The 21,678-nt window shown below is 67.2% G+C and carries 18 protein-coding genes and 1 tRNA gene; 12 read left to right on the forward strand and 7 right to left on the reverse strand.

Features of this window, described 5'->3' with window-relative positions; all coding sequences use genetic code 11:
* The first annotated feature begins 48 nt into the window (after nucleotides 1-48).
* Complete coding sequence (locus ACQR2C_RS20645) at nucleotides 49-2,109, forward strand: ATP-dependent helicase (protein ID WP_434881980.1); 2,061 nt, start codon at nucleotides 49-51, stop codon at nucleotides 2,107-2,109.
* A 238-nt stretch (nucleotides 2,110-2,347) separates the two neighbouring features.
* Here ACQR2C_RS20645 and ACQR2C_RS20650 read toward each other — a convergent pair whose 3' ends face one another.
* Both ACQR2C_RS20650 and ACQR2C_RS20655 read right to left on the reverse strand, forming a co-directional pair.
* Nucleotides 2,348-3,310 carry a fatty acid desaturase gene (locus tag ACQR2C_RS20650; protein ID WP_434881981.1) on the reverse strand — a complete coding sequence of 321 codons (963 nt, stop codon included), beginning with the start codon at nucleotides 3,308-3,310 and terminating at the stop codon, nucleotides 2,348-2,350.
* Nucleotides 3,311-3,324: 14 nt separating this feature from the next.
* Nucleotides 3,325-4,356 (reverse strand): alpha/beta fold hydrolase, encoded by a 1,032-nt coding sequence (locus tag ACQR2C_RS20655; protein WP_434881982.1) that lies wholly within the window; start codon nucleotides 4,354-4,356, stop codon nucleotides 3,325-3,327.
* A gap of 827 nt (nucleotides 4,357-5,183) precedes the next feature.
* Between ACQR2C_RS20655 and ACQR2C_RS20660 the strand changes: the two genes are divergently transcribed.
* Nucleotides 5,184-6,221 carry an LLM class flavin-dependent oxidoreductase gene (locus tag ACQR2C_RS20660; protein WP_434881983.1) on the forward strand — a complete coding sequence of 346 codons (1,038 nt, stop codon included), beginning with the start codon at nucleotides 5,184-5,186 and terminating at the stop codon, nucleotides 6,219-6,221.
* 231 nt (nucleotides 6,222-6,452) lie between these two features.
* On the forward strand, nucleotides 6,453-6,839 hold the full coding sequence (locus ACQR2C_RS20665) for a hypothetical protein (protein ID WP_434848543.1): 387 nt from the start codon (nucleotides 6,453-6,455) through the stop codon (nucleotides 6,837-6,839).
* Here the strand turns inward: ACQR2C_RS20665 and ACQR2C_RS20670 are convergent.
* The 3 genes from ACQR2C_RS20670 to ACQR2C_RS20680 all read right to left on the reverse strand — a co-directional run bounded on the left by ACQR2C_RS20670 (nucleotide 6,766) and on the right by ACQR2C_RS20680 (nucleotide 10,024).
* Nucleotides 6,766-8,985, reverse strand: a complete 2,220-nt coding sequence (locus ACQR2C_RS20670; RefSeq protein WP_434881984.1) for a tetratricopeptide repeat protein — start codon at nucleotides 8,983-8,985, stop codon at nucleotides 6,766-6,768. The genes ACQR2C_RS20665 and ACQR2C_RS20670 overlap by 74 nt on opposite strands.
* Nucleotides 8,986-9,067: 82 nt before the next feature.
* On the reverse strand, nucleotides 9,068-9,760 hold the full coding sequence (locus ACQR2C_RS20675; RefSeq protein ID WP_434881985.1) for a flavin reductase family protein: 693 nt from the start codon (nucleotides 9,758-9,760) through the stop codon (nucleotides 9,068-9,070).
* Nucleotides 9,761-9,947: 187 nt separating this feature from the next.
* Nucleotides 9,948-10,024 (reverse strand) — tRNA-Arg (locus ACQR2C_RS20680).
* A 400-nt stretch (nucleotides 10,025-10,424) separates the two neighbouring features.
* Between ACQR2C_RS20680 and ACQR2C_RS20685 the strand changes: the two genes are divergently transcribed.
* Genes ACQR2C_RS20685 through ACQR2C_RS20695 form a run of 3 tightly spaced genes read left to right on the forward strand, consistent with a single transcriptional unit; the run spans nucleotide 10,425 to nucleotide 12,928 of the window.
* Entirely contained in the window at nucleotides 10,425-11,348 is a 924-nt protein-coding gene (locus ACQR2C_RS20685) for a spermidine synthase (RefSeq protein WP_434881986.1), read from the forward strand.
* On the forward strand, nucleotides 11,345-11,962 hold the full coding sequence (locus ACQR2C_RS20690) for a fused MFS/spermidine synthase (protein WP_315800559.1): 618 nt from the start codon (nucleotides 11,345-11,347) through the stop codon (nucleotides 11,960-11,962). Before ACQR2C_RS20685 ends, ACQR2C_RS20690 begins: the two co-directional genes overlap by 4 nt.
* A gap of 21 nt (nucleotides 11,963-11,983) precedes the next feature.
* Nucleotides 11,984-12,928, forward strand: a complete 945-nt coding sequence (locus tag ACQR2C_RS20695) for a M28 family peptidase (protein WP_315800560.1) — start codon at nucleotides 11,984-11,986, stop codon at nucleotides 12,926-12,928.
* Nucleotides 12,929-12,937: 9 nt separating this feature from the next.
* Here the strand turns inward: ACQR2C_RS20695 and ACQR2C_RS20700 are convergent, their stop codons facing one another.
* Complete coding sequence (locus ACQR2C_RS20700) at nucleotides 12,938-15,064, reverse strand: FAD-dependent oxidoreductase (protein WP_434881987.1); 2,127 nt, start codon at nucleotides 15,062-15,064, stop codon at nucleotides 12,938-12,940.
* Between the two features lie 353 nt (nucleotides 15,065-15,417).
* On the opposite strand from ACQR2C_RS20700, the gene ACQR2C_RS20705 reads away from it, so the two are divergent.
* The 3 genes from ACQR2C_RS20705 to ACQR2C_RS20715 all read left to right on the forward strand — a co-directional run bounded on the left by ACQR2C_RS20705 (nucleotide 15,418) and on the right by ACQR2C_RS20715 (nucleotide 17,126).
* Complete coding sequence (locus tag ACQR2C_RS20705; RefSeq protein WP_316216817.1) at nucleotides 15,418-16,134, forward strand: hypothetical protein; 717 nt, start codon at nucleotides 15,418-15,420, stop codon at nucleotides 16,132-16,134.
* A gap of 101 nt (nucleotides 16,135-16,235) precedes the next feature.
* Entirely contained in the window at nucleotides 16,236-16,832 is a 597-nt protein-coding gene (locus ACQR2C_RS20710) for a YidB family protein (RefSeq protein WP_434881988.1), read from the forward strand.
* A gap of 27 nt (nucleotides 16,833-16,859) precedes the next feature.
* Nucleotides 16,860-17,126: a GlsB/YeaQ/YmgE family stress response membrane protein gene (locus ACQR2C_RS20715; RefSeq protein WP_315800564.1), complete on the forward strand. Its 267-nt coding sequence runs from the start codon at nucleotides 16,860-16,862 to the stop codon at nucleotides 17,124-17,126.
* A gap of 131 nt (nucleotides 17,127-17,257) precedes the next feature.
* On the opposite strand, the gene ACQR2C_RS20720 is transcribed toward ACQR2C_RS20715, so the two are convergent.
* Nucleotides 17,258-18,037, reverse strand: coding sequence for an SDR family NAD(P)-dependent oxidoreductase (locus ACQR2C_RS20720; RefSeq protein ID WP_315800565.1), 780 nt, complete (start codon nucleotides 18,035-18,037; stop codon nucleotides 17,258-17,260).
* Between the two features lie 245 nt (nucleotides 18,038-18,282).
* Here ACQR2C_RS20720 and ACQR2C_RS20725 point away from each other — a divergent pair, with 245 nt between their 5' ends.
* From ACQR2C_RS20725 to ACQR2C_RS20735, 3 genes are all read left to right on the forward strand, one after another.
* A complete protein-coding gene (locus ACQR2C_RS20725; protein ID WP_434881989.1) occupies nucleotides 18,283-19,347 on the forward strand; it encodes an acyl-CoA dehydrogenase family protein in 1,065 nt (354 codons plus the stop codon).
* Between the two features lie 19 nt (nucleotides 19,348-19,366).
* Nucleotides 19,367-20,524, forward strand: coding sequence for an acyl-CoA dehydrogenase family protein (locus ACQR2C_RS20730; RefSeq protein ID WP_316216819.1), 1,158 nt, complete (start codon nucleotides 19,367-19,369; stop codon nucleotides 20,522-20,524).
* A gap of 233 nt (nucleotides 20,525-20,757) precedes the next feature.
* Nucleotides 20,758-21,564 carry an enoyl-CoA hydratase/isomerase family protein gene (locus ACQR2C_RS20735; protein WP_316216820.1) on the forward strand — a complete coding sequence of 269 codons (807 nt, stop codon included), beginning with the start codon at nucleotides 20,758-20,760 and terminating at the stop codon, nucleotides 21,562-21,564.
* The last annotated feature ends 114 nt before the right edge of the window (nucleotides 21,565-21,678 follow it).

A 21,678-nucleotide genomic window follows, 5' to 3' on the forward strand; every position in this document is an offset into this window, starting at 1 on the left:
TGCACATGCGGCGCAAATCACTGATTCTTGCAGGCTGAGGGACGATTCGTGCAGGCCACGGCTGCGACATATCTCGACGATCTCAATCCGGAGCAGCGCCGCGCCGTCGAGCATGGCGGTGCCTGCGCCGCGCCGGGCCCGCCGCTGCTGATCATTGCCGGCGCGGGCTCGGGCAAGACCAACACGCTCGCGCATCGCGTCGCACATCTGCTCGTCAATGGCGCCGATCCGCGCCGCATCCTGCTGATGACGTTCTCGCGCCGCGCGGCGAGCGAAATGACCCGCAGGGTCGAGCGCATCGCCCGCAAGGTGCTGGGCGGCCAGGCCGAGGCCGTTACCGCGGGCCTGACCTGGGCCGGCACGTTTCATGGCCTCGGCGCGCGGATGCTGCGCGACTACGCCGAGCGCGTCGGCCTCGACCCTGTGTTCACGATCCATGATCGCGAGGATTCCGCCGACCTGATGAATTTGGTGCGGCATGAGCGCGGCCTGTCCAACACGCAGCGGCGCTTCCCGACCAAAGGCACTTGCCTTGCGATCTACTCGCGTTGCGTCAACGCCGACATGCCGCTGGAGGAAGCGCTGGTGCGGCATTTTCCGTGGTGCGCGGAATGGGCCGGCGAGCTGAAGGGCCTGTTCGCCGCTTACGTCGAGGCCAAGCAGGCCAATGCCGTGCTCGACTACGACGATCTGCTGCTGTACTGGGCGCAGATGATGGCGGACGACACGATCGCGCGGGAGATCGGCGATCGATTCGATCACGTGCTGGTCGACGAATATCAGGACACGAACCGGCTGCAGTCGCAGATCCTGCTCGGCTTGAAGCCGACTGGGGCGGGCCTCACCGTGGTCGGCGACGATGCGCAGTCGATCTACGCCTTCCGCGCCGCCACGGTGCGCAACATCCTGGACTTTCCCGATCAGTTCAGCCCGCGCGCCGACATCGTCACGCTCGACCGCAACTACCGCTCGACCCAGCCGATCCTCACGGCGGCCAATGGCGTGATCGGGCTGGCGCGCGAGCGCTTCACCAAGAATCTGTGGACCGACCGCACGAGCTCGCGCAAGCCGCAGCTCGTGACCGTCGGCGACGAGACCGACCAGGCGCGCTACATCGTCGAGCAGGTGCTGGCGAAGCGCGAGGAAGGCATCGTGCTGAAACAGCAGGCCGTGCTGTTCCGCACGTCGTCGCACAGCGGTCCCCTGGAGTTCGAGCTCACGCGCCGCAACATCCCGTTCGTGAAGTTCGGCGGGCTGAAGTTCCTCGATGCCGCTCACGTGAAAGACGTGCTGGCCTGCCTGCGCTTCGTTGCCAACCCACGCGACCGCATCGCCGGCTTCCGCGTGCTGCATCTGATCCCGGGCATCGGCCCGGCGTCGGCGCAGCGCCTGCTTGATGCCGTGAGTGAAAGCGCCGACCCGATCGCGCGGCTGTGCGAGCAGCCAACGCCGGCGCGCGCCGGCGAGGACTGGACCGCGTTCGTGCGCACGCTGGAGCAGTTGCGCGTCTCGCAATGGCCTGGAGATATCGAGCGCGTCAGGCACTGGTATCAGCCGCATCTCGAGCGCGTCCACGACGACGCCGAGGTCCGCACCGCCGATTTGCTGCAGCTCGAGCAGATCGCGAGCGGCTATCCCTCGCGCGAGCGCTTCCTCACCGAGCTGACGCTCGACCCGCCCGACGCCACCTCCGATCAGGCCGGCGTGCCCCTGCTCGACGAGGACTATCTGATCCTCTCCACCATCCATTCCGCCAAGGGGATGGAGTGGAATTCCGTACACGTCCTCAACGTCGTCGACGGCTGCATGCCATCCGATCTCGGCGCCGGCTCCAGCGCCGAATTGGAGGAGGAACGCCGGCTGCTCTATGTCGCGATGACCCGCGCCAAGGACGATCTGCATCTCCTGGTGCCGCAGCGCTTCTTCGTCCACGGCCAGCCGGTGCGCGGCGATCGTCATGTCTATGCCTCGCGCACGCGGTTCATTCCGGAGGCCCTGGTGCCGCTGTTCGAGCGCACCAGCTGGCCGCGGATGCAGAGGGGCGCGGCGGTGGCGAGCCAGGGCCCGCGGATCGATCTTGGTGCTCGCATGCGCGAGCGGTGGCGGTGAGCTAACGGGGCAGCAGCGCTCGCACGGTGCTCATGACTGCGCCCTCTCCCCTTGTGGGAGAGGGCATCGATACTATCAGCATCATACTCGCTCGGGTGAGGGGTCCCTCTCCATAGCAAGACCGTCTCTGCGGAGAGAGACCCCTCACCCGGCATGATCGAGCGTTGCTCGATCATGCCACCCTCTCCCACAAGGGGAGAGGGTGCACCGTCTGCGCGGCGATAGGTCGGGCACAAACTCATTTGCTTCCGAACTTCGTTCCATCAAACTGATCGCGAAACCAGGCCCAGGTCTGCCGCGTCACTTCGATGTAGCCCTGCCCGCGGTACTTGATTTCGCCGTCGACGATCGCATGCAGCTTCGGCAGCGCGTGGAACGGCACCGCCGGATAGGCGTGGTGCTCGACGTGATAGGGCATGTTCCAGGCGAGCCAATGCACGACCCGCGTGGTGAAGGTGGTGCGGGTGTTGTGGAAGGCGCTCCTGGTGTGATCACAGCCGGTGTGCTCGGCGTAGAGATAGGGCCGGAGGATCAGTTGGCCCAGCAGCAGCGGCAGCACCCAGATCCACAGCAGCAGCGCGCTGTGCAGCGCGACCGAGCCGAGCAGGAGCAGCGCGTAGCCAATGGCATAGGCGCGCGCCTCGCGTACGATGGTGGCGCGGCGACCGGCAGGCACCCACGGCACCGTCACCTCGCCCGTCACCGCATGCTTCAGCAGCAGCCGAAGCCGGCCGGCGACCTGGAGCAGCCCGGAATAGGCGATGGCGAGCTGGGTCTCCGAGCGCGGCTTGGGGCCGACGATCAGCTCCGGATCGCGGAGGGGATCCTGGGTGTGGCGGTGATGCTCCCAGTGGAACAGGCAGTAATAGTCATAGGGCAGTCCGATCAGGAAACCGGAGAGATTGCCGATCGCGAGGTTGAGCCTGCGGCTGTCGAACGCGGTCTTGTGCGCGGTCTCGTGCACCGCCATGAACAGGAAGGCGATCAGCACGCCCTGCACCGGCAGCAAGGGCAGCGCCCAGAGCACACCATGCGTTGATGCGATCACTCCGATCAGCGCACCCACTCCGATGATCGCGCCGTAATGGCTGAGCGTGCGCAGCGCGCCTTGCGCGTTGGAGCGCGTGCAGAGCTGCTGCAATACCTGCGGTGTCAGCAGCTTCGGGCGGGGCGCGAATTCGTCGGCGGGCACATCGGTCATGTCGAACTCAGCCATCAGCTCTGGAGAAGGGTCGAGACGTGGGCGTTGATGAAGTCGCGATCCGCGGGAATGCGGATCGGGTTGCCGGCACGATGGCCATGGATCGATGGGATCGGCCGCAGCTCCGCCGAGCGGGCACCGACCAGCTTGGGCAGCTCGCGCTCGTTGTCGCGCCAATCGAAATAGCGGTCGGTCCGGCCCGGCATCAGCAGCATCCGCGCGGTGATCGCGCCGAGTGCGCGATCGAGATCGCCGCCGAACGCGGCGCACTGGCTGATATCGCCGCCCTGCCAGATCGCGATCTGCGCCAGCAGATTGTCGGCATCGCGATGCGCGAACGCGGTGTCCCAGGTCGCGGCGAGATAGTCCTCCTGCGAGGCAAAACCCTGCTCGCGCCAGACCTCGTCGCGGTAGAACTCATAGGACATCGCCCAGCCCGCGTAGATCCGCCCCATCGCGCGCTGGCCGGCCACCGGCTTCTCCACGAATCGGCCATTCTGGAACGCAGGATCGGCCATCAGCGCTGCCTTCACCGCGTCGAGGAACAGATGATTGTAGGGCGAGCAGCGCGCGCTGCCGCACACCACCGCAGCACGCTCCACCATGTCCGAATGACAGGCGGCCCAGTGATAGGCCTGCATGCCGCCCATCGACCAGCCATAGACCAGCGCGATCCGGCTGATCCCGAACTGTTCTTCCACGAGCCGGCGCTGCACCGCGACCGCATCGTGATAGCTGATGGCCGGGAACGGCGCGTCGCCGAACAGCTCGCGCGTATTCGAGGGCGACGACGACAGCCCATTGCCGAACAGGTTGGGAATGATGATGAAGTAGCTGCTCGGATCGAGCGCGCCGCCGGGCGCGACCAGCCACTCGGTGTCGACATGCTGGGCGCCGAACGAGGTCGGATAGAGGATGACGTTGTCCTTGGCCGCGTTCAGCGTGCCGTAGGTCTTGTAGGCAAGCCGCAGCGACGGGAACGTCACGCCCGATTGCAGCACGACGTCGCCCGCCTCGAAGATCTGATAGTCGCTGCCCGCCGCCATGCACGTCATCCCGTTTTGATCGATGAACAGAGCCTAGGTGATGCGCGGCCGGGCCACACGCCCATTTTTTGGCATGGCATGACCGCGCAAGAGGCGCAGGCGGCCATCGCATCGGCTGGGGTCATGCGGTCGCGCTCTCGCGGCCGCGCAAGCCCGAGCCTTGTCCGGATCGTTCGCCCTCCGAAACGTGAGGGCGCAGGGAAGACCGGGAGCTCGCCGCCCCCATGGCCCGCCTGCGAAAAAAATGCAGGCGGCAGGAACCACAGGTTCGGCTGAGACATCCCGGCCTTCCCTGCGCGATGGTCTTAACAGCTGCTTCGCGATCTCCCTGGGGACCGGCTGTGTTGCCCCCATCGTCGGCGCGATGCGCTGCCGCACCGCCATCCGGCTTGACCTCAGCATCGGGAGGCCAGGACCACGCGACTTGACTGTCCGCATCGGATCGTTCGTCGGCGCGACAAAGTCACGCTGCGACCCGCTGCGGCCACCGCATCCCCGCCTCGCGTCTCGTGACGACCGCGCGTACGCCCCTCATCGATGAGGCAGGATAGATGCAATAGAGCACACTTTCTGGAAAAACGAAAGAATTATTTTTGCCGCCTTGACCTTCACGCGCACGGCGGCCGGAGCCGCCTTCTCCCCCCTCTCTCCACCGTCATGGCCGGGCATGACGTGCCTGAAGCCAACAGACGAGCTCTTCACGCGGGATTCTGTCGTTGCCGCACCATCGAAACCCTGTGTTTCGCTCCAGCCGCTTGCAATCCGGTTCCCCCGCTTCCAGCTGACGCCTGGACGCCGTATGACGGCCCGACGCAATGGAATGAGACATGACCACACCAATCGAATTCGGCCTGGACACGTTCGGCGACGTCACCCGCGGCGCTGATGGCGACATGGCCTCGCATGCCCAGGTGATCCGCGACGTGGTCGAGGAAGCGGTGCTGGCCGACCAGCTCGGGCTCGATTTCATCGGGCTCGGCGAGCACCATCGCGGCGATTTCGCGATCTCGGCGCCCGAAGTGGCGCTGGCCGCGATCGCGGCGCGGACCTCGCGCATCAAGCTCGGCTCGGCGGTGACGGTGCTGAGCTCGGACGATCCGATCCGCGTGTTCCAGCGATTTTCGACGCTGGACGCCGTCTCGAACGGCCGCGCCGAGGTGATCCTCGGCCGCGGCTCCTTCACCGAGTCCTTCCCGCTGTTCGGCTTCGATCTCAAGGACTACGAGGCGCTGTTCGAGGAGAAGCTCGATCTGTTCGTCAGCCTGCTGCCGCAGCAGCCGCTGACCTGGCAGGGCAATCTGCGCCCGCCGCTGCGCGAGCAGCTGGTCTACCCGCCGGTCGAGCACGGCCGGCTGAAGGCCTGGATCGGCGTCGGCGGCAGCCCGGAGTCCGTGGTGCGCGCGGCGCATTACGAGCTGCCGCTGATGCTCGCGATCATCGGCGGCGATCCGAAACGCTTCGCTGCCTACGTCGAGCTGTACCATCGCGCGATCAAACAGTTCGGCCGCGAGACGAAGCCGATCGGCGTGCATTCGCCCGGCTATGTTGCCGACACCGACGAAGTGGCACGCGAGGAGCTGTGGCCGGACTACAAGACCATGCGCGACCGCATCGGCCGCGAGCGCGGCTGGCCGCCGATGGGCCGCGACGAATTCGTGCAGGAGGCCGACCACGGCTCGCTCTATGTCGGCTCGCCGGAGACCGTGGCGCGGAAGATCGCCGCGACGATCAAGGCCCTCGGCCTGTCGCGCTTTCAACTGAAGTATTCGGCCGGCCCGCTGCCGCATGCGAAGCTGATGCGCAGCATCGAGCTGTATGGCCGGGTGGTGGTGCCGCGGGTGCGGGAGTTGCTGGCGGAGCAGTAGGCCGCCTCCGCGGTTCTTGACCATGTCCGCAACCGCGCCTGGCTCCTGCATCACGGGACCTGGATCAAAGGCGGGCGGCTCGTTCAGGACAATCCAAGCGAGCCGATTAAGAGAGCCTTCGTGACACGCAGCATAAGCTCGACGTCGCGCACGCCTGCTCCGATCAAGGGGGCGCAATCCGATCGGCTGCCCGGAGGCAGACGACGATCTCGCGGGCCTGGGAACGAACTGATGTTGCTGAAGATCATCGCGGTGGTTTACGGACTCTGGTTCGTCCAGGCCGCCCTGGACTCCGGCTTCTACGATACGCCGGCTCACATGGTGAGCTCGACGCTCGCGCTCGGCGGGTTGCTCGCGCTGTTCGATCATGCCTTCAGGATGGGCTTGCTCTCCGCCAACATCTGGCGGGTGGTTGCGCTTGTCTACGTCGCCGACGGCCTGGTCCACGTGGTACCGAGCGCCAAGGCTCTGATCGAGGCGCAACGTTTCGAGGTGCTGGCAGGCGCTGCGGCGATCAGCTTCGTTTTCCAACTCCCGATGCTGTTCAGCTTGTGGCGATTGTCGTTTCCGTCCACGCGCTCGGATCAGACCGGTCTCGCACGCATGGCCACGCGATAGGCGTCGGGCCTCCTAAGCCTTCGACGTCCGCTCTCGGCCTCATACCCGGCCCGGGCGACAGCAGCCCGCGCTCACCTGCTACCAGCCGCGCAAGCTCCCCGGCCGTCCGCGCCAGCACACCATCCCAGGCCATCGGCTTGTCCTGGCGGAACAGCCGCATGGTCGGATACCACGGGCTGTCGGCGCGGTCGCGCAGCCAGCGCCAGTCGAGCGCGTAAGGCAACAGCACCCAGACCGGGCGGCCGAGCGCGCCGGCGAGATGCGCCACCGACGTGTCGACGGAGATGACGAGATCGAGCGCGGCGACGGCAGCTGCGGTCTCGGCGAAGTCGCTGAGCAGCGGCCCGAGATCGATGACGTCGGTGCCAAGCTCGGCGAGCCCTAGCGCATCGCCCGGCCGCGGCTCCTTCTGCAAGGAATAGAGCTGCACGCCCGGCATCACCAGCCGCGGCAGCACCGCCTGCGCGGTGAGCGAGCGCTGGCGGTCGCCCTTGTGCCTGGGATTGCCGGCCCAGACGACGCCGACTTTCAACGACGGCGCGCGCCCGAGCACGTTGCGCCACGCGGCCATCTTGATCGGATCGGCCGCGAGATACGGCACCTCGGCCGGGATCGTCTCCAAGGTCGTGCCGAAGATCCGCGGCAGATCCATCAGCGGCAGTTGCAGGTCGAACGGCGGCAGCTTCTCGCCGCGCCCGACCACCGTGACGCCGTCGAGGCTGCGCAGCAACGGCGCGATCGCCGGCTGCACCTGCAGCACGATGTTGCCGCCCATCGCCTTGGCGCGATCGACATAGCGCACGAACTGCAGCGCATCGCCGATGCCATATTCGGCGAACAGCAGCAGGGTGCGTCCGTCGAGCGGCGCGCCCTGCCATTCCGGCGCGTCGAAGCGCGGCATGCCCGCGGAGAGGTCCGGACAGCCGCGGCCCCAGCGATGCTCGGCAAAACCGTTCACGAGGTCGCCGCACATCAGCAGGAAATGCGCGTGATTGTAGCGGGCGAGCGCATTGTCGGGCGCCAGCGCGACCGCGCGGTGGGAGGCCGCCAGCGCGGCGTCGATGTCGCCGGCGTTGCGCAGCGCCACCGCGAGGTTGGCGTGGCCCTTGGCGTAAGCAGGATCGGCGGCCACGGCACGGCGATGCGCCGCGACGGCCTCGATGGTCTCGCCGCGCATCTCGTGGATGATACCCAGATTGGTGTGCGCCGGGGCGTGATCGGGCAGCAAGGCCAGCGCGTGCTCGCAGGCGGCCATCGCCGCATCGAGCTGGCCGGTCCCGCACAGGCAGGCCGCGAGATTGCTGAGCACGACCACGTCGGTGGGATCGAGCACGGCGGCGCGCCGATAGGCCTCGACGGCCTCGGCCGGGCGGTCGGCCTCATGCAGCGCGTGCCCGAGCAGCCGCGCAGCATTGGCATCGCCCGGCGCGAGATCGCAGGCCCGACGATAATGGACCGCGGCCTCGGCAAAGGCGCGCTGCTTGTAGAGCACATCGCCAAGGCTGAGATGCAGGCCGGCATCGGCCGGATGGACGGCGAGCGCATGCTGATAGGCCGGCACCGCCGCCGCATGATTTGCCTGGTCGGCGAGCACGTGCGCCAGCGCCCGCCACGCCTCGGGGTAGGCCGGGTCGCGTTCGAGCAGCGCACGGTAGACGGCTTCGGCCTCCACGAGGCGGCCCTGGCGCGTCAGGGCCAGCGCGAGATTCCAGCGCGCATGCGCGAGCGCAGGGTCGAGCGTCAGCGCGTGGCGATAGGCGGCTTCGGCCTCGGCGAAGCGCGACAGCTCCAGCAGCGCGCTGCCGAGCCTGCTGTGAATCGCCGCATCGAGCGGCCGCAACGCCGCTGCGCGCGCGAACGCATCGGCGGCGCCGTTGTGCTCGCCTTTCACCGCCAGCGCATCGCCGAGCGTGACATACGCCGGCGCATGGCGGGGATCGCGGGCGAAGACGCACTCGAGCAGCTCCGCGCCCTCGGCCATGCGGCCGTCGGCAAAGGCGAGGATCGCGGACAGATGCAGCGCCGGCAGATGATCCGGCACCGCCTGGAGGATGTCGCCGCACAGTGCCTTGGCCGGTCCGGCGCGCCCCGCATTGTAATGATCGGCCGCCTCGATCAGCAGCCGGTCGACAGCCACAGCCCCCATGATGTCCTTGACCTCTTGCACCCGGATGCAAGCTTGAACGGGCGGCCGGGTGATTCCAGGCGAGACTCGAGGCCGAGCCGGCTCAGCCGGCCGCCGCCTCCATCCGCGTCGGCACCTTGCGCGCGCGCTCGACATCGGGCGTGCGATAGGCCGCCTCCGGAATGGTCCCGAGCCGCGAATCGTGAAGGCGCGGGCCGAGGCCGTAGAACTGCTGGAAGCTCATGATCAGCGGCCGCCATTTGTCGGGATCGATGCGGTCGCGTGCGCCGTCCATCAGGAGGGCCCCGTCGACATGAACGCGCTGGACGCGGACCTCGAAGCACAGGATGTGCCCCTTCAGCAGCGCGTCGTCATCGGCGATGCCATGCACCGCTTCGACGCGGGCTTCGAGCTGAACCGGACATTCGGCGACACGCGGCGCGGCCACCGTTTCGGACCTGACCGCGGTGAGGCCGGCCGCGGCGAACTTGTCCGGCTCATGGCGGTAGCCCTTGCGCTGCTTCATTGCTGGCACCGGGGCGGATCCCGTGGTCAGCGCCAGGCGATCGACCGCGGCGACGAGATCGACCGACGCCAGGTTCAGCACGCACTCGCCGGTGCGGCGCATGTTCTGCGGCGTCTTCGATCCCGCCGCGAGACCCAGCATGCAGCGCCAGCCGAGCCAGAATGCCGACGACATCGGCGCGAGATTGAAGCCGCCGTCCTCGTTGACCGTGCTGATGAGGACGACCGGCGTCCCGAAATAAAGAATGCCCGGCTCGATGGTCGTATGCATGGAAAACTCTCCAGGGTGATGCGTCTCGGCGGCGACTGCGCGCCGCGTGGACGGGGCTCAGGCCGCCGTCTCACCCGGAGAAGGTCCTCGATGGCAGCGACGCGCTCCACCCGATTCCCGGTCGGGCCTGATCAAGCACGCAATGGGTTTGATCTGGAGAGGTCTGCGCGCGCAAGGCTGCGGCAGATGGCGATCCCGGCATGACTCGAACATGCGACCTACGGTTTAGGAAACCGCCGCTCTATCCAGCTGAGCTACGGGACCGGAGCCTGCACCGAAGTGCACCTGCTTCGCTGGTCTCCATAGCAGACCCGGCCACCGACCGGAAGCCTCTCCGGTGACCGCCAGCACGGCGTGGCTCACCGTGGCACAGCGCCGCGCGGCAGGTTCGCGGGTCCGGTTCAGCGCGGGGGAACGTCGCCGCGCCGGACCGCTCGAAGGGGCTGCCGCGATCACACCCCCGTTGGCCGGGGCCGGTTTGACTATCCGGGAGGCAGCCAATGGTCTAAGAGAACGGCGCCGATGCGGAACCGGCCTCGGGATCGCCGTATTGGTCGTGCCTGAGCGCATCTCGGACCGGAGGATAGCCGTCCTGCGAAGCCGGAGCCGCCAGGTCACATAGACCTTGCCCATCATTTTTCAGCCGAGGGAAACGATCAAGTCGATGCTCATCCGGTCGGTCATTTCAGGCGCGCTCGCAAGCTTCCTCTCCATCGCCGCCGCAGGCGCGCAGGACACCCGCAATCTGCTGGAGTCCAAGGAGTCGCTCTACAACAACATCTATGTCTATGAGCAGGCGCCTTACCGCAGCATGACCTTCGGTCACAACCGCCGCATCTATACCGAGAGCGTCTACAACACCCGCGACGAGCTCGACCTGCCGGTCGACTATACCCGCTTCATGACCGCGAGCGTGATGTACGCCAAGGACGTCCACTCGATCCTGGAGATCGGCTTCGGCGGCGGCCGCACCGCGTGGTACCTGCACCGCTTCCTGCCCAAGGTGCAGGTGACCTCGGTCGAGCTCGATCCGACCGTGCTGGATCTCGCCAAGAAATATTTCGGCATCAAGGAGGAGCCGAACTTCCACGTCGCCAACCGCGACGGCCGGCTGTTCGTGCAGGAATCCAAGGACCGCTACGACATCATCCTGATCGACGCCTATCGCGGGCCGTTCGTGCCGTTTCATCTCCTGACCAAGGAATTCTACCAGCTCGTCAAGGACCATCTCGCCGAGGGCGGCGTGGTGGCGCAGAACGTCGAGCCGTCGACGATGCTGTTCGACGCCGCGGTGAAGACCATTCACAGCGTGTTCCCGCAGGTCGACTTCTACGAGGCCGGCGGCAACATCGTCATGGTCGCCTATCCCGGCGACGAGCGGAAGGCGGAAGATCTCGCCGGCATCGCGCAGGAGCGCGACAAGGAATTCGGCTTCCGCTACAAGCTCGCCGACATGCTGGCGCAGCGCAAGCGCATCGACATCGACAACGGCCAGGTGATCGACGCCAAGGCCAAGGTGCTGACCGACGACTTCGCGCCGGTCGAGGCGCTGAAGAGCATCGAGCGCCACAACAAGAAGCTGCCATGAGCGAGCACGTGTCCCGCGCCGGCATGCTGGCGATCTATGTCTGCTCGTTCCTGGTCGGCTGCGTGCTGATGGGCTTCGAGATGCTCGGCAGCCGCTACCTCAACCCGTATTTCGGCAGCGGCATCGGCGCCTGGGCGAGCCTGATCTCGACCGTGCTGTGCGCGCTCGCGATCGGCTATTTCGCCGGCAGCGCCATCGTCGACCGGCAACCGTCGACGCGCACCATCGGCACCATGATCCTGATCGCCGCCGCCTACATGGCGCTGGTGCCGGCGACCGCCGATACCGTGATGGCCGACATCCTCGACAGCATCGGCGACGGGCCGATGGCGACGCTGATGGCCTCGACCGCGCTGCTGCTGGTGCCGCTGACCCTGCTCGGCACCTTCTCGCCGATCGCCGTCAGCCTGCTGACGCGCTCGGCCGGCGAGGCCGGCCGTGTCGCCGGCCTGGTCTACGGCGTCTCGACCATCGGCAACGTCGTCGGCACGCTGGTCACGACGTTCGCACTGATTCCGACCATCGGCTCGCGCGCCATCACCTATTATTTCGCCGTGGTGCTGGCTGGCTGCGCCGGCATCCTGTTCATTCCCTTCGGCAAGAAGCCGTCCTGACATCGTTGAAGAGCTTTTCGGATGACCGAGTTCTGGCCCCGCCTCGCCGCCACCGCGACAACGGCCGCGTTGCTGCTGACGTCGCCGGCCGCCCACGCCGCGGACGCAAAGATCGAATTGTGGGACGGCCAGCGCGCGATGTCCGTCATCGCCGATCTCTTGCGCTTCACGCCGCGCTCGATGGGTGAGCCGGGGCATCAGAAAACGATCGACTACATCAAGGACGCGATGGCCAAGAGCGCGGCGGATGCGGTGCTCACGCAGAGCTTCTCCGCCAAGGGTGACGACGGCAAGGCGATCCCGCTCACCAACATCATCGCCCGCTTCCAGGTGCAGAACCCGCGGCGCGTTATCGTCGCGACCCATTACGACAGCATCATCAAGGCCTATCGCGATCCGAAGTCGCCGGATGCGCCGATGCCGGGCGCCAACAACTCCGCCTCGGCGGTGGCGCTGCTGCTGGAGACCGCACGCGTGCTGTCGCTGTCGCCGCGGCCCGACGTCGGCATCGACCTGATCTTCTTCGACGGCGAGGAAGGGCCGAAATCGCTCGGCGCCGGCGATCCGACCTGGCGTCCCCTCGGCTCGCCGCATTTCGCGGCCAACCTGAAGACCTATTATCCGACGCACAAGCCGGAGAAGGCGGTCGATTTCGACATGGTCTGCGACAAGGATCTCAAGCTGCAGCCGGAGCCGTCGTCGCTGGCCTCGGCGCTGCCGGAGGTCAAGAAGTTCTGGAGCATCGGCAGCCGGATCGCGCCGCAGGCGTTCTCGCCGGAGCCCACGACGTACCCGATCAGCGACGACCACACGGCGCTGCAGCAGGCCGGAATTCCGAGCTTCCTGGTCATCGACTTCGACTACGAGCCCTATTTCAACACCACGCAGGATACGATCGAGCAGTGCTCGGCGCAGAGCCTGGAGACCGTCGGCCGCACCCTGCTGCGCTACCTCTACACGCCCTGATCGCCGCGCTCATGCCGCCTTCGGCGGCGCTGTCATTGCGTCCGATGCGACATCTGATACGCGCGCCAGCAGGCCGGGCACGAGCGCCTCGGCCGCCTCCGCGCCCGAGATCACCACGGCCTCGACGCCGGCTCCGGCATTGCCGCCGCCGGCGATGACGAGATTGCGCACCGGCGCCTTGGCGCCCTTCAGCCGTCTCGACCGGGCCACGCCATAGATCGCGCCGGCACTGGCGAGGTCGTAGCGCGCATAGGTCATGGGGCTGGCGTCGGTGCGGTAGACGATATGCTGCGACAGGCCGGGAATGATGGTCTCGGCGGCGGCGACCATGGCATCGCCGAGCTGCTGCTTGCGCGCCTCGTAGTCCGGCGAGCGCCGCCACGCCTTCCAGTCGTCGCCGCCCTCGTCGGGAAACCAGCTCTTGGCCTGTTCGTGAGGAACGAGGGTGATGATCGTCATCGTCGCATGGCCTTCCGGCGCCGCCGACGGATCGAGCTTGGACATTACCGCGAGCCCGATCCCCATCGGGGAGTCGAGATGCGCGGCGGGCGCGACGTCCGGCACCATGTCGAGGCCGAGATGCACCGAGAAGCACGACGTCGCCGGTACGAGGACACGGGCGCGCTCGCGAAAGCCGGCCGGCAGATCGTCGGCCTTCAGAAGCTCGGTGAAGGTGCGGCCGAGATCGCCATTCGAGACCACCGCCTGCGCGCGGACCGTGCGGCCATTGCCGAGCACGACGCCGGCGGCGCGGCCCTGCTCGACCAGGATGCGGGTGACCCTGGATTTCAGATGCACCTCGCCTCCCCGGGCGGTGACCGCCTCGGCGAGCACGTCCGCGAGGCGGCCGGAGCCGCCGACCGGATAGAAGCCGCCCTTGAAATAGTAGCCGAAGATCGGAACCATCTGTGCGCAGCTCAGCGCCTCGCTGCCGTCGCCGAGATAGCCTGACAGCGCGTTGAGACAGGCGATCAGCTCGGGATCGGAGACGTGGGCGGCGACGAGCTCGTCGAACGGGCGGTTCATCCACCTGTATGCCTGCGGATGCTTGCGCGGGAAGGCCAGCATCTCCTCCAGATTGGCGGGCATGCCGGGAATGCCGCTGCGACCCTGCCCCGTCGCGTACATGCTCTCGAAGATGGCATGGATGGTGTCGAACAGCCGGGTCAGTCCGTCCGCGCTGGCTGGAAACATTTCGCAGAGCTGCCGGACATAGGCGCGCCAGTCCTCGGGCACGTCGATGCGGCGGCCGGCGAGACGATAGGAGTGCGTGACCCGCCGCCACTGGATGCGGTCGGCGACGCCGAGCCGGCGCAGCACGCCGTCGACCGGCCCGCCAGGCCAGACGCCGGAGAAATCGTGCGGCCCGGCATCGAATCGATACAGCACCGGCTTGTTGTCGTGGTGGGCCTTGCGAAGATAAGTGTGGCAGAAGCCGCCGGGCACGACGTGGTGATCGAACACCTTCACCTTCAACCCGGACTCCGCGAGCAGGGCCGCGGCCGTCAACCCGCCGATTCCAGCGCCGATCACCGCGACATCGCAATCGGTCTCGGCCGCGGAGGCGAAGCCCGGCGCCGGCCAATGGCACTCCTCGCGCGCGGCCCGCATGCGCAGCAAGGCCTGGCGAATTGCGAAGCGGGGGCCGAAGATCGAGATCAGCGCGCCGCCGACGACGATCGCCGTCGTGATCCAGGAGGCGACGCTGGCCCAGCGGCACAGGCCGAGCACCAGGAACAGCACGCCCCAGAGCCCGGTCATCAGCATGTTGATCAAATGGAATTGGGGCGTCGAGGCGCTGTCGGCATAGGCCGACCGGGAATAATCCGCGGTCCAGGGACGGCCGACGGCGAGCGAAGCGAAGCTGACGAGGCCGAGCCCAGCGAAGGACAGCCACAGGGCATTGCCGGCCGTCCAATTCGGCGCGACGTCGTTGGCGATCGCCAGCACGACGAAAAGGGCGAGGCTTCCGAGTTCCAGCAGCGCGAGCTCGCTACGGGAGGCGCGCCAGACATTGGCGGCCAGCGCCAGGGCCAGCGCGGACCACACCGCCCATGCCGGCTGATGCCAGGCCAGCAGGGTCCAGAACACGACGAACGGCAGCAGCGCCAGCTTGACCGTGAGGAACACTTTCATCGCAGCCTCCTCCGCGCCGGGCGGCGCAAGTCATCTTTCCAATGTCAAGATATTCATAAAGGCGCTCGCCCGGCCCCGTCAACACCAATCTTTCCATCGTCAAGATTAGTTTCGTCAACTACGGCGGGATGAAAATGGTGGAAAAATGCTGCGTATCGTTCCGGCGCCACAGCAAGGTGCGATTCACGAACGGCGCTGCCGTGATTGCCGACCCGACTGTGGCAATGAGATCACGGAACCACGGCAGATAAAGAAGAAAGTCGCAAATTACGCAGCATTGGAGTCACACATCGCCGCAAATTGGCGACAATCTCCCGTCATCTGAGGCGGGGAGCCGCTGAGGATTGCCGTTCGTGTACCGACCCCACTTGCCAATTCTGGTCTTTGCAGCGATCACCTGCCTGCCTGCGGTGCAACCTCAACGCGCGCATGCGGAATGGTGGAGCCGCTCCCCGACGGATTTCGAGGAGTGCGCCGACGCCGCCGAGAAGTCCGCCTCCAAGGAGGAGAAGACCGCGGCGCTGGCGCAATGCAACGCCAAATTTGCCGGGAGACGGAAGCCGGGCGGCGGCTATGTCTACTACGACTTCATGCAGGACCGCAGCTTCGACATCGCCGGGCCCAATCCCACGGCCGAAGAGCAGAAGTTCATCGACCAGCAGTATACGCAATACCTCGAGCGCCAGCGCCACGCCAACATGAGCTCGGCAATGATGTCGCGGCCGCAGACGCAGGACCTCCAGCCCTCGCTCCGGGACATGACGGCGCGGGCCGCGATCGAGCCGCCGAAGCCGGCCATGCCGGCGCCGCCGCCGCAACGGCCGAGCAAGCCGCCGGCCGCGACCGCGCAGGGCGGCTTGCCACCGCCGGCGTCGAACGTGGAGGCACGCGCCCGCATCAAGGCAGCGCAATGCGCCAAGGATGGCTGGCGGCGCGATTCGTTCTCGTGCAACTTTCCGGTCCTGTCGGAGAAGCTCGACGAGCTGAAGCGGATGTTCACCGGCCCGAGCCAGACCGCTGCCGCACCGCCCGGAGCCAAGGCGCCGAAACGGGCCGAAGCCCGGAACTGAGCCGCGCGCGACACGTTCCCCTGTGCGACCCTTCTGACCGCGGCTTGTAACGCTCCGTGCAAGCCAATAGCTTTGTCGGCGTGGGGCGCAGGAGGCAGGTCATGGGTCTACTCGATATCCTCAACGGCATGCAGAACGGCCCGAATGGGCCAAGTCATCCGGCCACGCAGAAGAGCGGCGGCATGTCGCCAATGACGATGGCGATCCTCGCTTTGCTGGCGTGGAAAGCGGTGAAGCATTTCTCGCAGAATGGGCAGCAGCCGAATGCGGCGCCCGCGCCGGTCCCGCCGTCTCAGCCGACCGGGAATCAAGGCGGACCGCTCGGCGGTGCGCTTGGTGGCGGATTGAGCGGCGGCCTCGGCAACATCATCGCTGGCGGACTCGGCGGCCTGCTCGCCGGCGGCGCCGCCGGCAGCGTCTTGTCCGGCGGGCTCGGCGATCTGCTGCGCCAGTTGCAGGACAAGGGCCATGGCGACACCGCGAACTCCTGGGTCTCCCCCGGCGAGAACAAGCCGATCTCGCCCGGCGACCTCGCCAATGCGCTCGGCGCCGAGCAGATCGATCAGCTCACCGCGCAGAGCGGGCTGTCGCGCGACGAGCTGTTGAACGGGCTGAGCCAGTACCTGCCGAAGGTGGTCGATCAGCTCACGCCGGACGGGCGGCTGCCGACCGAGCACGAGTTGGCGAGCCGGATCTGAGCGCGACCTTCAGGCAAGGATCATGTCATGCTCTATATTTTGATCGTCGGGCTGGTCGCCGGCTTCCTCGCCCGGCTTCTGTCGCCGGGACCGAACAACCCCTCCGGCTTCATCCTGACCGCCGTGCTCGGCATCGTCGGCGCATTCCTCGCCACCGCGGTGGGACAGGCGATCGGGCACTATGGTCCGAACCAGGGCGCCGGCTTCATCACCGCGACGATCGGCGCCGTGGTGGTGCTGTTCATCTGGAACAGGCTGGTCGCCAGCGGCACGATCCGCGATTTCAATCGCTAGCGCGCTCGCTCCAAGCGCTCTCACTCCAAGTCATTGCCAGCCAGGCGGCGACGCAATCCAGCACCAACAAGGTCTGGACTGCGCCGTCGCGTCGGCTGTTCACCACGACGGCGTCGCCCCAAGAAACGGCGTCACCCCAACAGATGCATCCCCGCATCCATGCGCACGACCTCGCCGGTCATGTGGCCTGACGCCGGGCTCGCCAGGAACGCCACGAGCTGCGCGATATCCTCGGCGGACGAAGCCGCGCGCAGCGGCACCCGCGCCACCACCGCATCGCGCACCTGCTTGGCGCCGGCCTCGCCGCGGCCCTTGGTGAACCACGGCGTATCGATGTAGCCGGGGCAGACGGTGTTGATGCGGATCGCTGGCGCCAGGGCGCGCGCCAGCGACAGCGTCATCGTGTTCAGCGCGCCCTTGCTGGCGGCATAGGCAACCGACGAGCCGACGCCGCTGATGCCGGCCACCGACGAGACGTTGACGACCGCGGACGCACGCGCCGTCGCCTTGGCCGCTGCTTCCAGCAGCGGCCGTGCGGCGCGCACCATCTGGAAGGGGCCGATGGTGTTGACCGCGAAGATGCGCTGGAAATCCTCCGCCGAAAGGCCGTCGAGCTGATCGTGCGGGACGTGCTTGGTGGTGCCGGCATTGTTGACGAGGGCATCCAGCCGGCCCCAGGCCGCGGCGGCGGCGACGATCTTGCGGCAATCCTCGTCGCGCGACACGTCGCCTTGAATGACGACGACCTCGACTCCTTCCTTGCGGCAGAGATCAGCGGTCTGCTCGGCTTCACTCTTGCTGTTCGAATAGTTCACGACGATGCGCATGCCGGCCTTCGCCAGCAGCAACGCGGTCGCGGCTCCGAGGCCGGACGCCGACCCCGTCACGACCGCGCACAGACCTTCAGCCATTCCGCACTCCCTGTTTGCCTTTGCCTGTTACCTTGCTTCTTCTTAGCCAACATCGCTGCATCTGCAAAATCGGCAAAATCTCCGCAGCGCGGAAATCGCTCGCCTCCATGCGGCGAGCGGACGGGGCCCTGCAGCGCGCTACGCTTGTCAGGGCCATCGCTTGCGCCCATCATGCCGGCAAGACATCGCCGGCGCGCGCAGGACATGGCGCGCCGAGACCGACGACAACGAGGGCGAGGAGCGCTGTGGCGGAAGCTGAGAACATCGTCGTTGCGACCGCGGAGAAGATCTTCGCCGATCTCGCCGACCCGCAGACGATCAACCACGACAAGGACGGCCGCTGGACGGCGCCGCTGTGGCAGGCGCTGAGCGAGGCCGGCCTGACGCTCGCCTGGGTGGGCGAGGAGTTCGGCGGCGCCGGCACTGACCTCGCCGACGGCTTCGAGATCATCAATGCCGCGGGCCGTTTTGCGATTGCGGTGCCGCTGGCCGAGACGCTGCTCGCCGGCTGGCTGCTGCAACAAGGCGGCATTGCCTCGCCCGACGGCGCCATGACGATCGCGCCGGCTCATCCGAGAGACCGGATCACGCTCGACGCTGACGGCACCTTGTCCGGCCATGCCCGCGGCGTGCCGTTCGCCAGAGCCGCGCAGCATGTTGCCGTGCTCGCGCAAGGCGGCGACGGCGTGTCGATCGCGCTGGTCGAGACCGCGCGGCTGCGCATCGACGCGGGCCTCAACCTCGCCAACGATCCCAGCGACACGGTGACGTTCGACAAGATCACGCCGCTGGCATGCCGGCCGGCGCCGGCCGGCTTCGACGCCACGACATTGATGCTGATGGGCGGCGTTGCCCGCGGACTGCAGATCGCCGGCGCGCTGGATCGGCTGCTCGCGATCAGCGTCAACTATGCGTGTGAGCGCGTCGCCTTCGAGAAGCCGATCGGCAAATTCCAGGCGGTGCAGCACAATCTCGCACGGCTGGCCGGTGAGAGCGCCGCTGCGAGCGCGGCCGCGACATCGGCCGCCGATGCGATCGCGCGGGCCGCCGCATTCGACGACGCGGTGTTTCTCGAAGCCGCAGCGGCCAAGATCCGCTGCGCCGAGGCCGCCGAGAAGGGCGCGGCGATCGCGCATCAGGTGCACGGCGCCATCGGCTTCACCACCGAGCACATCCTGCATCGCTTCTCCTTGCGCGCGCTGGGCTGGCGCGACGATTTCGGCTCCGAGAGCCATTGGGCCGTCGAACTCGGCAGGCGCGTCGCCGCACACGGCGCCGATGAGCTGTGGCCGCTGGTCGCCTCGCGCTGACGACGAAGAGGATTGCCGCATGACCGCACTTCGTTTCGATCCGATCCGCCTGCCGAGAGAATGCGAGGAGCTGCGCAAGGAGGTGCGCGCCTTCCTCGCTGATGAGATCGCGGCCGGCACCTTCAACCCGTACCAGCCCAAGCGCGAGGATGCCGACGCACGTGAGTTTGCGGCCCGCGTCGGCGCGCGCGGCTGGATCGGCATGACCTGGCCGAAGCAATATGGCGGCCACGAGCGCTCGTTCCTGGAACGCTACGTCGTGACCGAGGAGATGCGGGTCGCCAATGCGCCTGTCAGGCGCTTCTTCGTCGCCGACCGGCAGAGCGGGCCGATCCTGCTGCGCTACGCGCCCGAGCATATCAAGATGGACATCCTGCCGCGCATCTGCCGCGGCGAGCTGTGCTTCGCGATCGGCATGAGCGAGCCGAACTCGGGCTCCGACCTGTTCGCCGCCAAGACGCGCGCGACCAGGACGGACGGCGGCTGGCTGATCAACGGCTCGAAGATCTGGACCACGTCGGCGCACATGGCCGACTACATGATCGCGATCTTCCGCACGTCGCCGGCCACCAAGGAGAACCGTCGTCATGGCCTGACGCAGTTCCTGGTGAACATGAAATCACCGGGAATCAAGGTGAACCCGATTGGGCAGATCACCGGGCAGAAGGAGTTCAACGAGGTCGTCTTCACCGACGCCTTCGTGCCGGACGATCATCAGCTCGGCGAGATCGACGGCGCCTGGAAGCAGGCCACCTCCGAGCTCGCCTATGAGCGCTCGGGGCCCGAGCGTTTCCTCGAAACCTACTATGTGCTGACCGAGCTGGTGCGCGCGGTCGGTCCCAACCCCGACACGCGCAGCGCGGAGGGCATCGGTCGCCTGGTGGCGCAGCTACACACGATGCGGCGGATGTCGGTGTCGGTCGCCGGCATGCTGCAGGCCGGCAAGGAGCCGGTGGTCGAGGCCTCGATCGTCAAGGACGTCGGCACGGTCTGGGAGCAGCAGCTGCCGCACCGCGTCCGCGACCTCGCCGCGTTCGTCGAGGACAACGCAGGAAATCGCGAGACCTTGGAGAGCCAGCTGACCTTCGCGATGCAGACCGCGCCGAAGCTGACCATCCAGGGCGGCACCACCGAGGTGCTGCGCGGCATCATCGCGCGCGGGCTGGGGCTGCGGTGATTGTAGGAGCCAATTCGGCTTGCTCGGTGCACCCTCTCCCCTTGTGGGAGAGGGTGCCGGAGATGCGAAGCATCGGAAGCGGGTGAGGGGTCTCCATCCGCACGGCCAACTGCCGAGAGAACCCCTCACCCGCCTCGCCGTCGCTTTCGCGTCGGCGATCCACCCTCTCCCACAAGGGGAGAGGGTGCACCGGCCGTACCGCTGCATTAGGTAACTAATCAGGAGACCCCACCATGACCCACTTCCCTGACATCGGCGTCGAGATCCACGGCCATGTCGGCCTGATCGAGATTCGCCGGCCGCCGCTCAACTTCTTCGACATTTCACTGATCAACCAGATCGCCGATGCGCTGGAAGGCTTCGACCGCGACATCGAGATCCGCGCCTCGGTGCTGGCGGCGCAAGGCAAGGCGTTCTGCGCCGGCGCCAACTTCACCGATCCGGCGCGCCAGGCGCAGGAAGCGGCCGGCGCCAAAGGCGATCCGGCCGACAGCCTCGGGGCGATCAACCATCTCTACATGCAGGCGGTGCGGATCTTCCGCTGCAAGAAGCCGGTGGTCGCCGCGGTGCACGGCGCCGCCATCGGCGGCGGGCTCGGCCTCGCCGTCTCGGCCGACTTCCGCGTCACCTGTCCGGAGGCGCGGTTCTCGGCCAATTTCACCAAGCTCGGCTTCCATCCCGGCTTCGGGCTGACGGTGACGCTGCCGGAGCTGGTCGGCAAGAACAACGCCGAGCTGATGTTCTACACCAGCCGCCGTGTCACCGGCGAGGAGGCGCTCAGAATCGGCCTCGCCAATGAATGCGTGCCGCAGGACCAGGTGCGAACGGCCGCGATGAAGCTCGCCGCCGAGATCGCCGAATGCTCGCCGCTCGGCCTGCTGTCGACCCGCGCGACGATGCGCGCCAATCTCGCCGACCGTGTGATGGCGGCAACCGAGCACGAGCTCGCCGAACAGACCCGGCTGCGCGCGACCGAGGATTTCAAGGAAGGCGTCAAGGCCACCGAGGAGCGGCGCTTCGCGAACTTCAAGGGGCGGTGACGAACCGCGAGCTTCGATCGTCGTCATGGCCGGGCTCGTCCCACGGCTGTCCGGTTCAGCTTCCGCATATTGCGAGGCTCAACTGTTGTGGGTTTTTGGCAAGTTGGGGTGGCC

This window comes from Bradyrhizobium sp. HKCCYLRH3061 (assembly GCF_051168015.1).
Classification (GTDB): Bacteria; Pseudomonadota; Alphaproteobacteria; order Rhizobiales; family Xanthobacteraceae; genus Bradyrhizobium.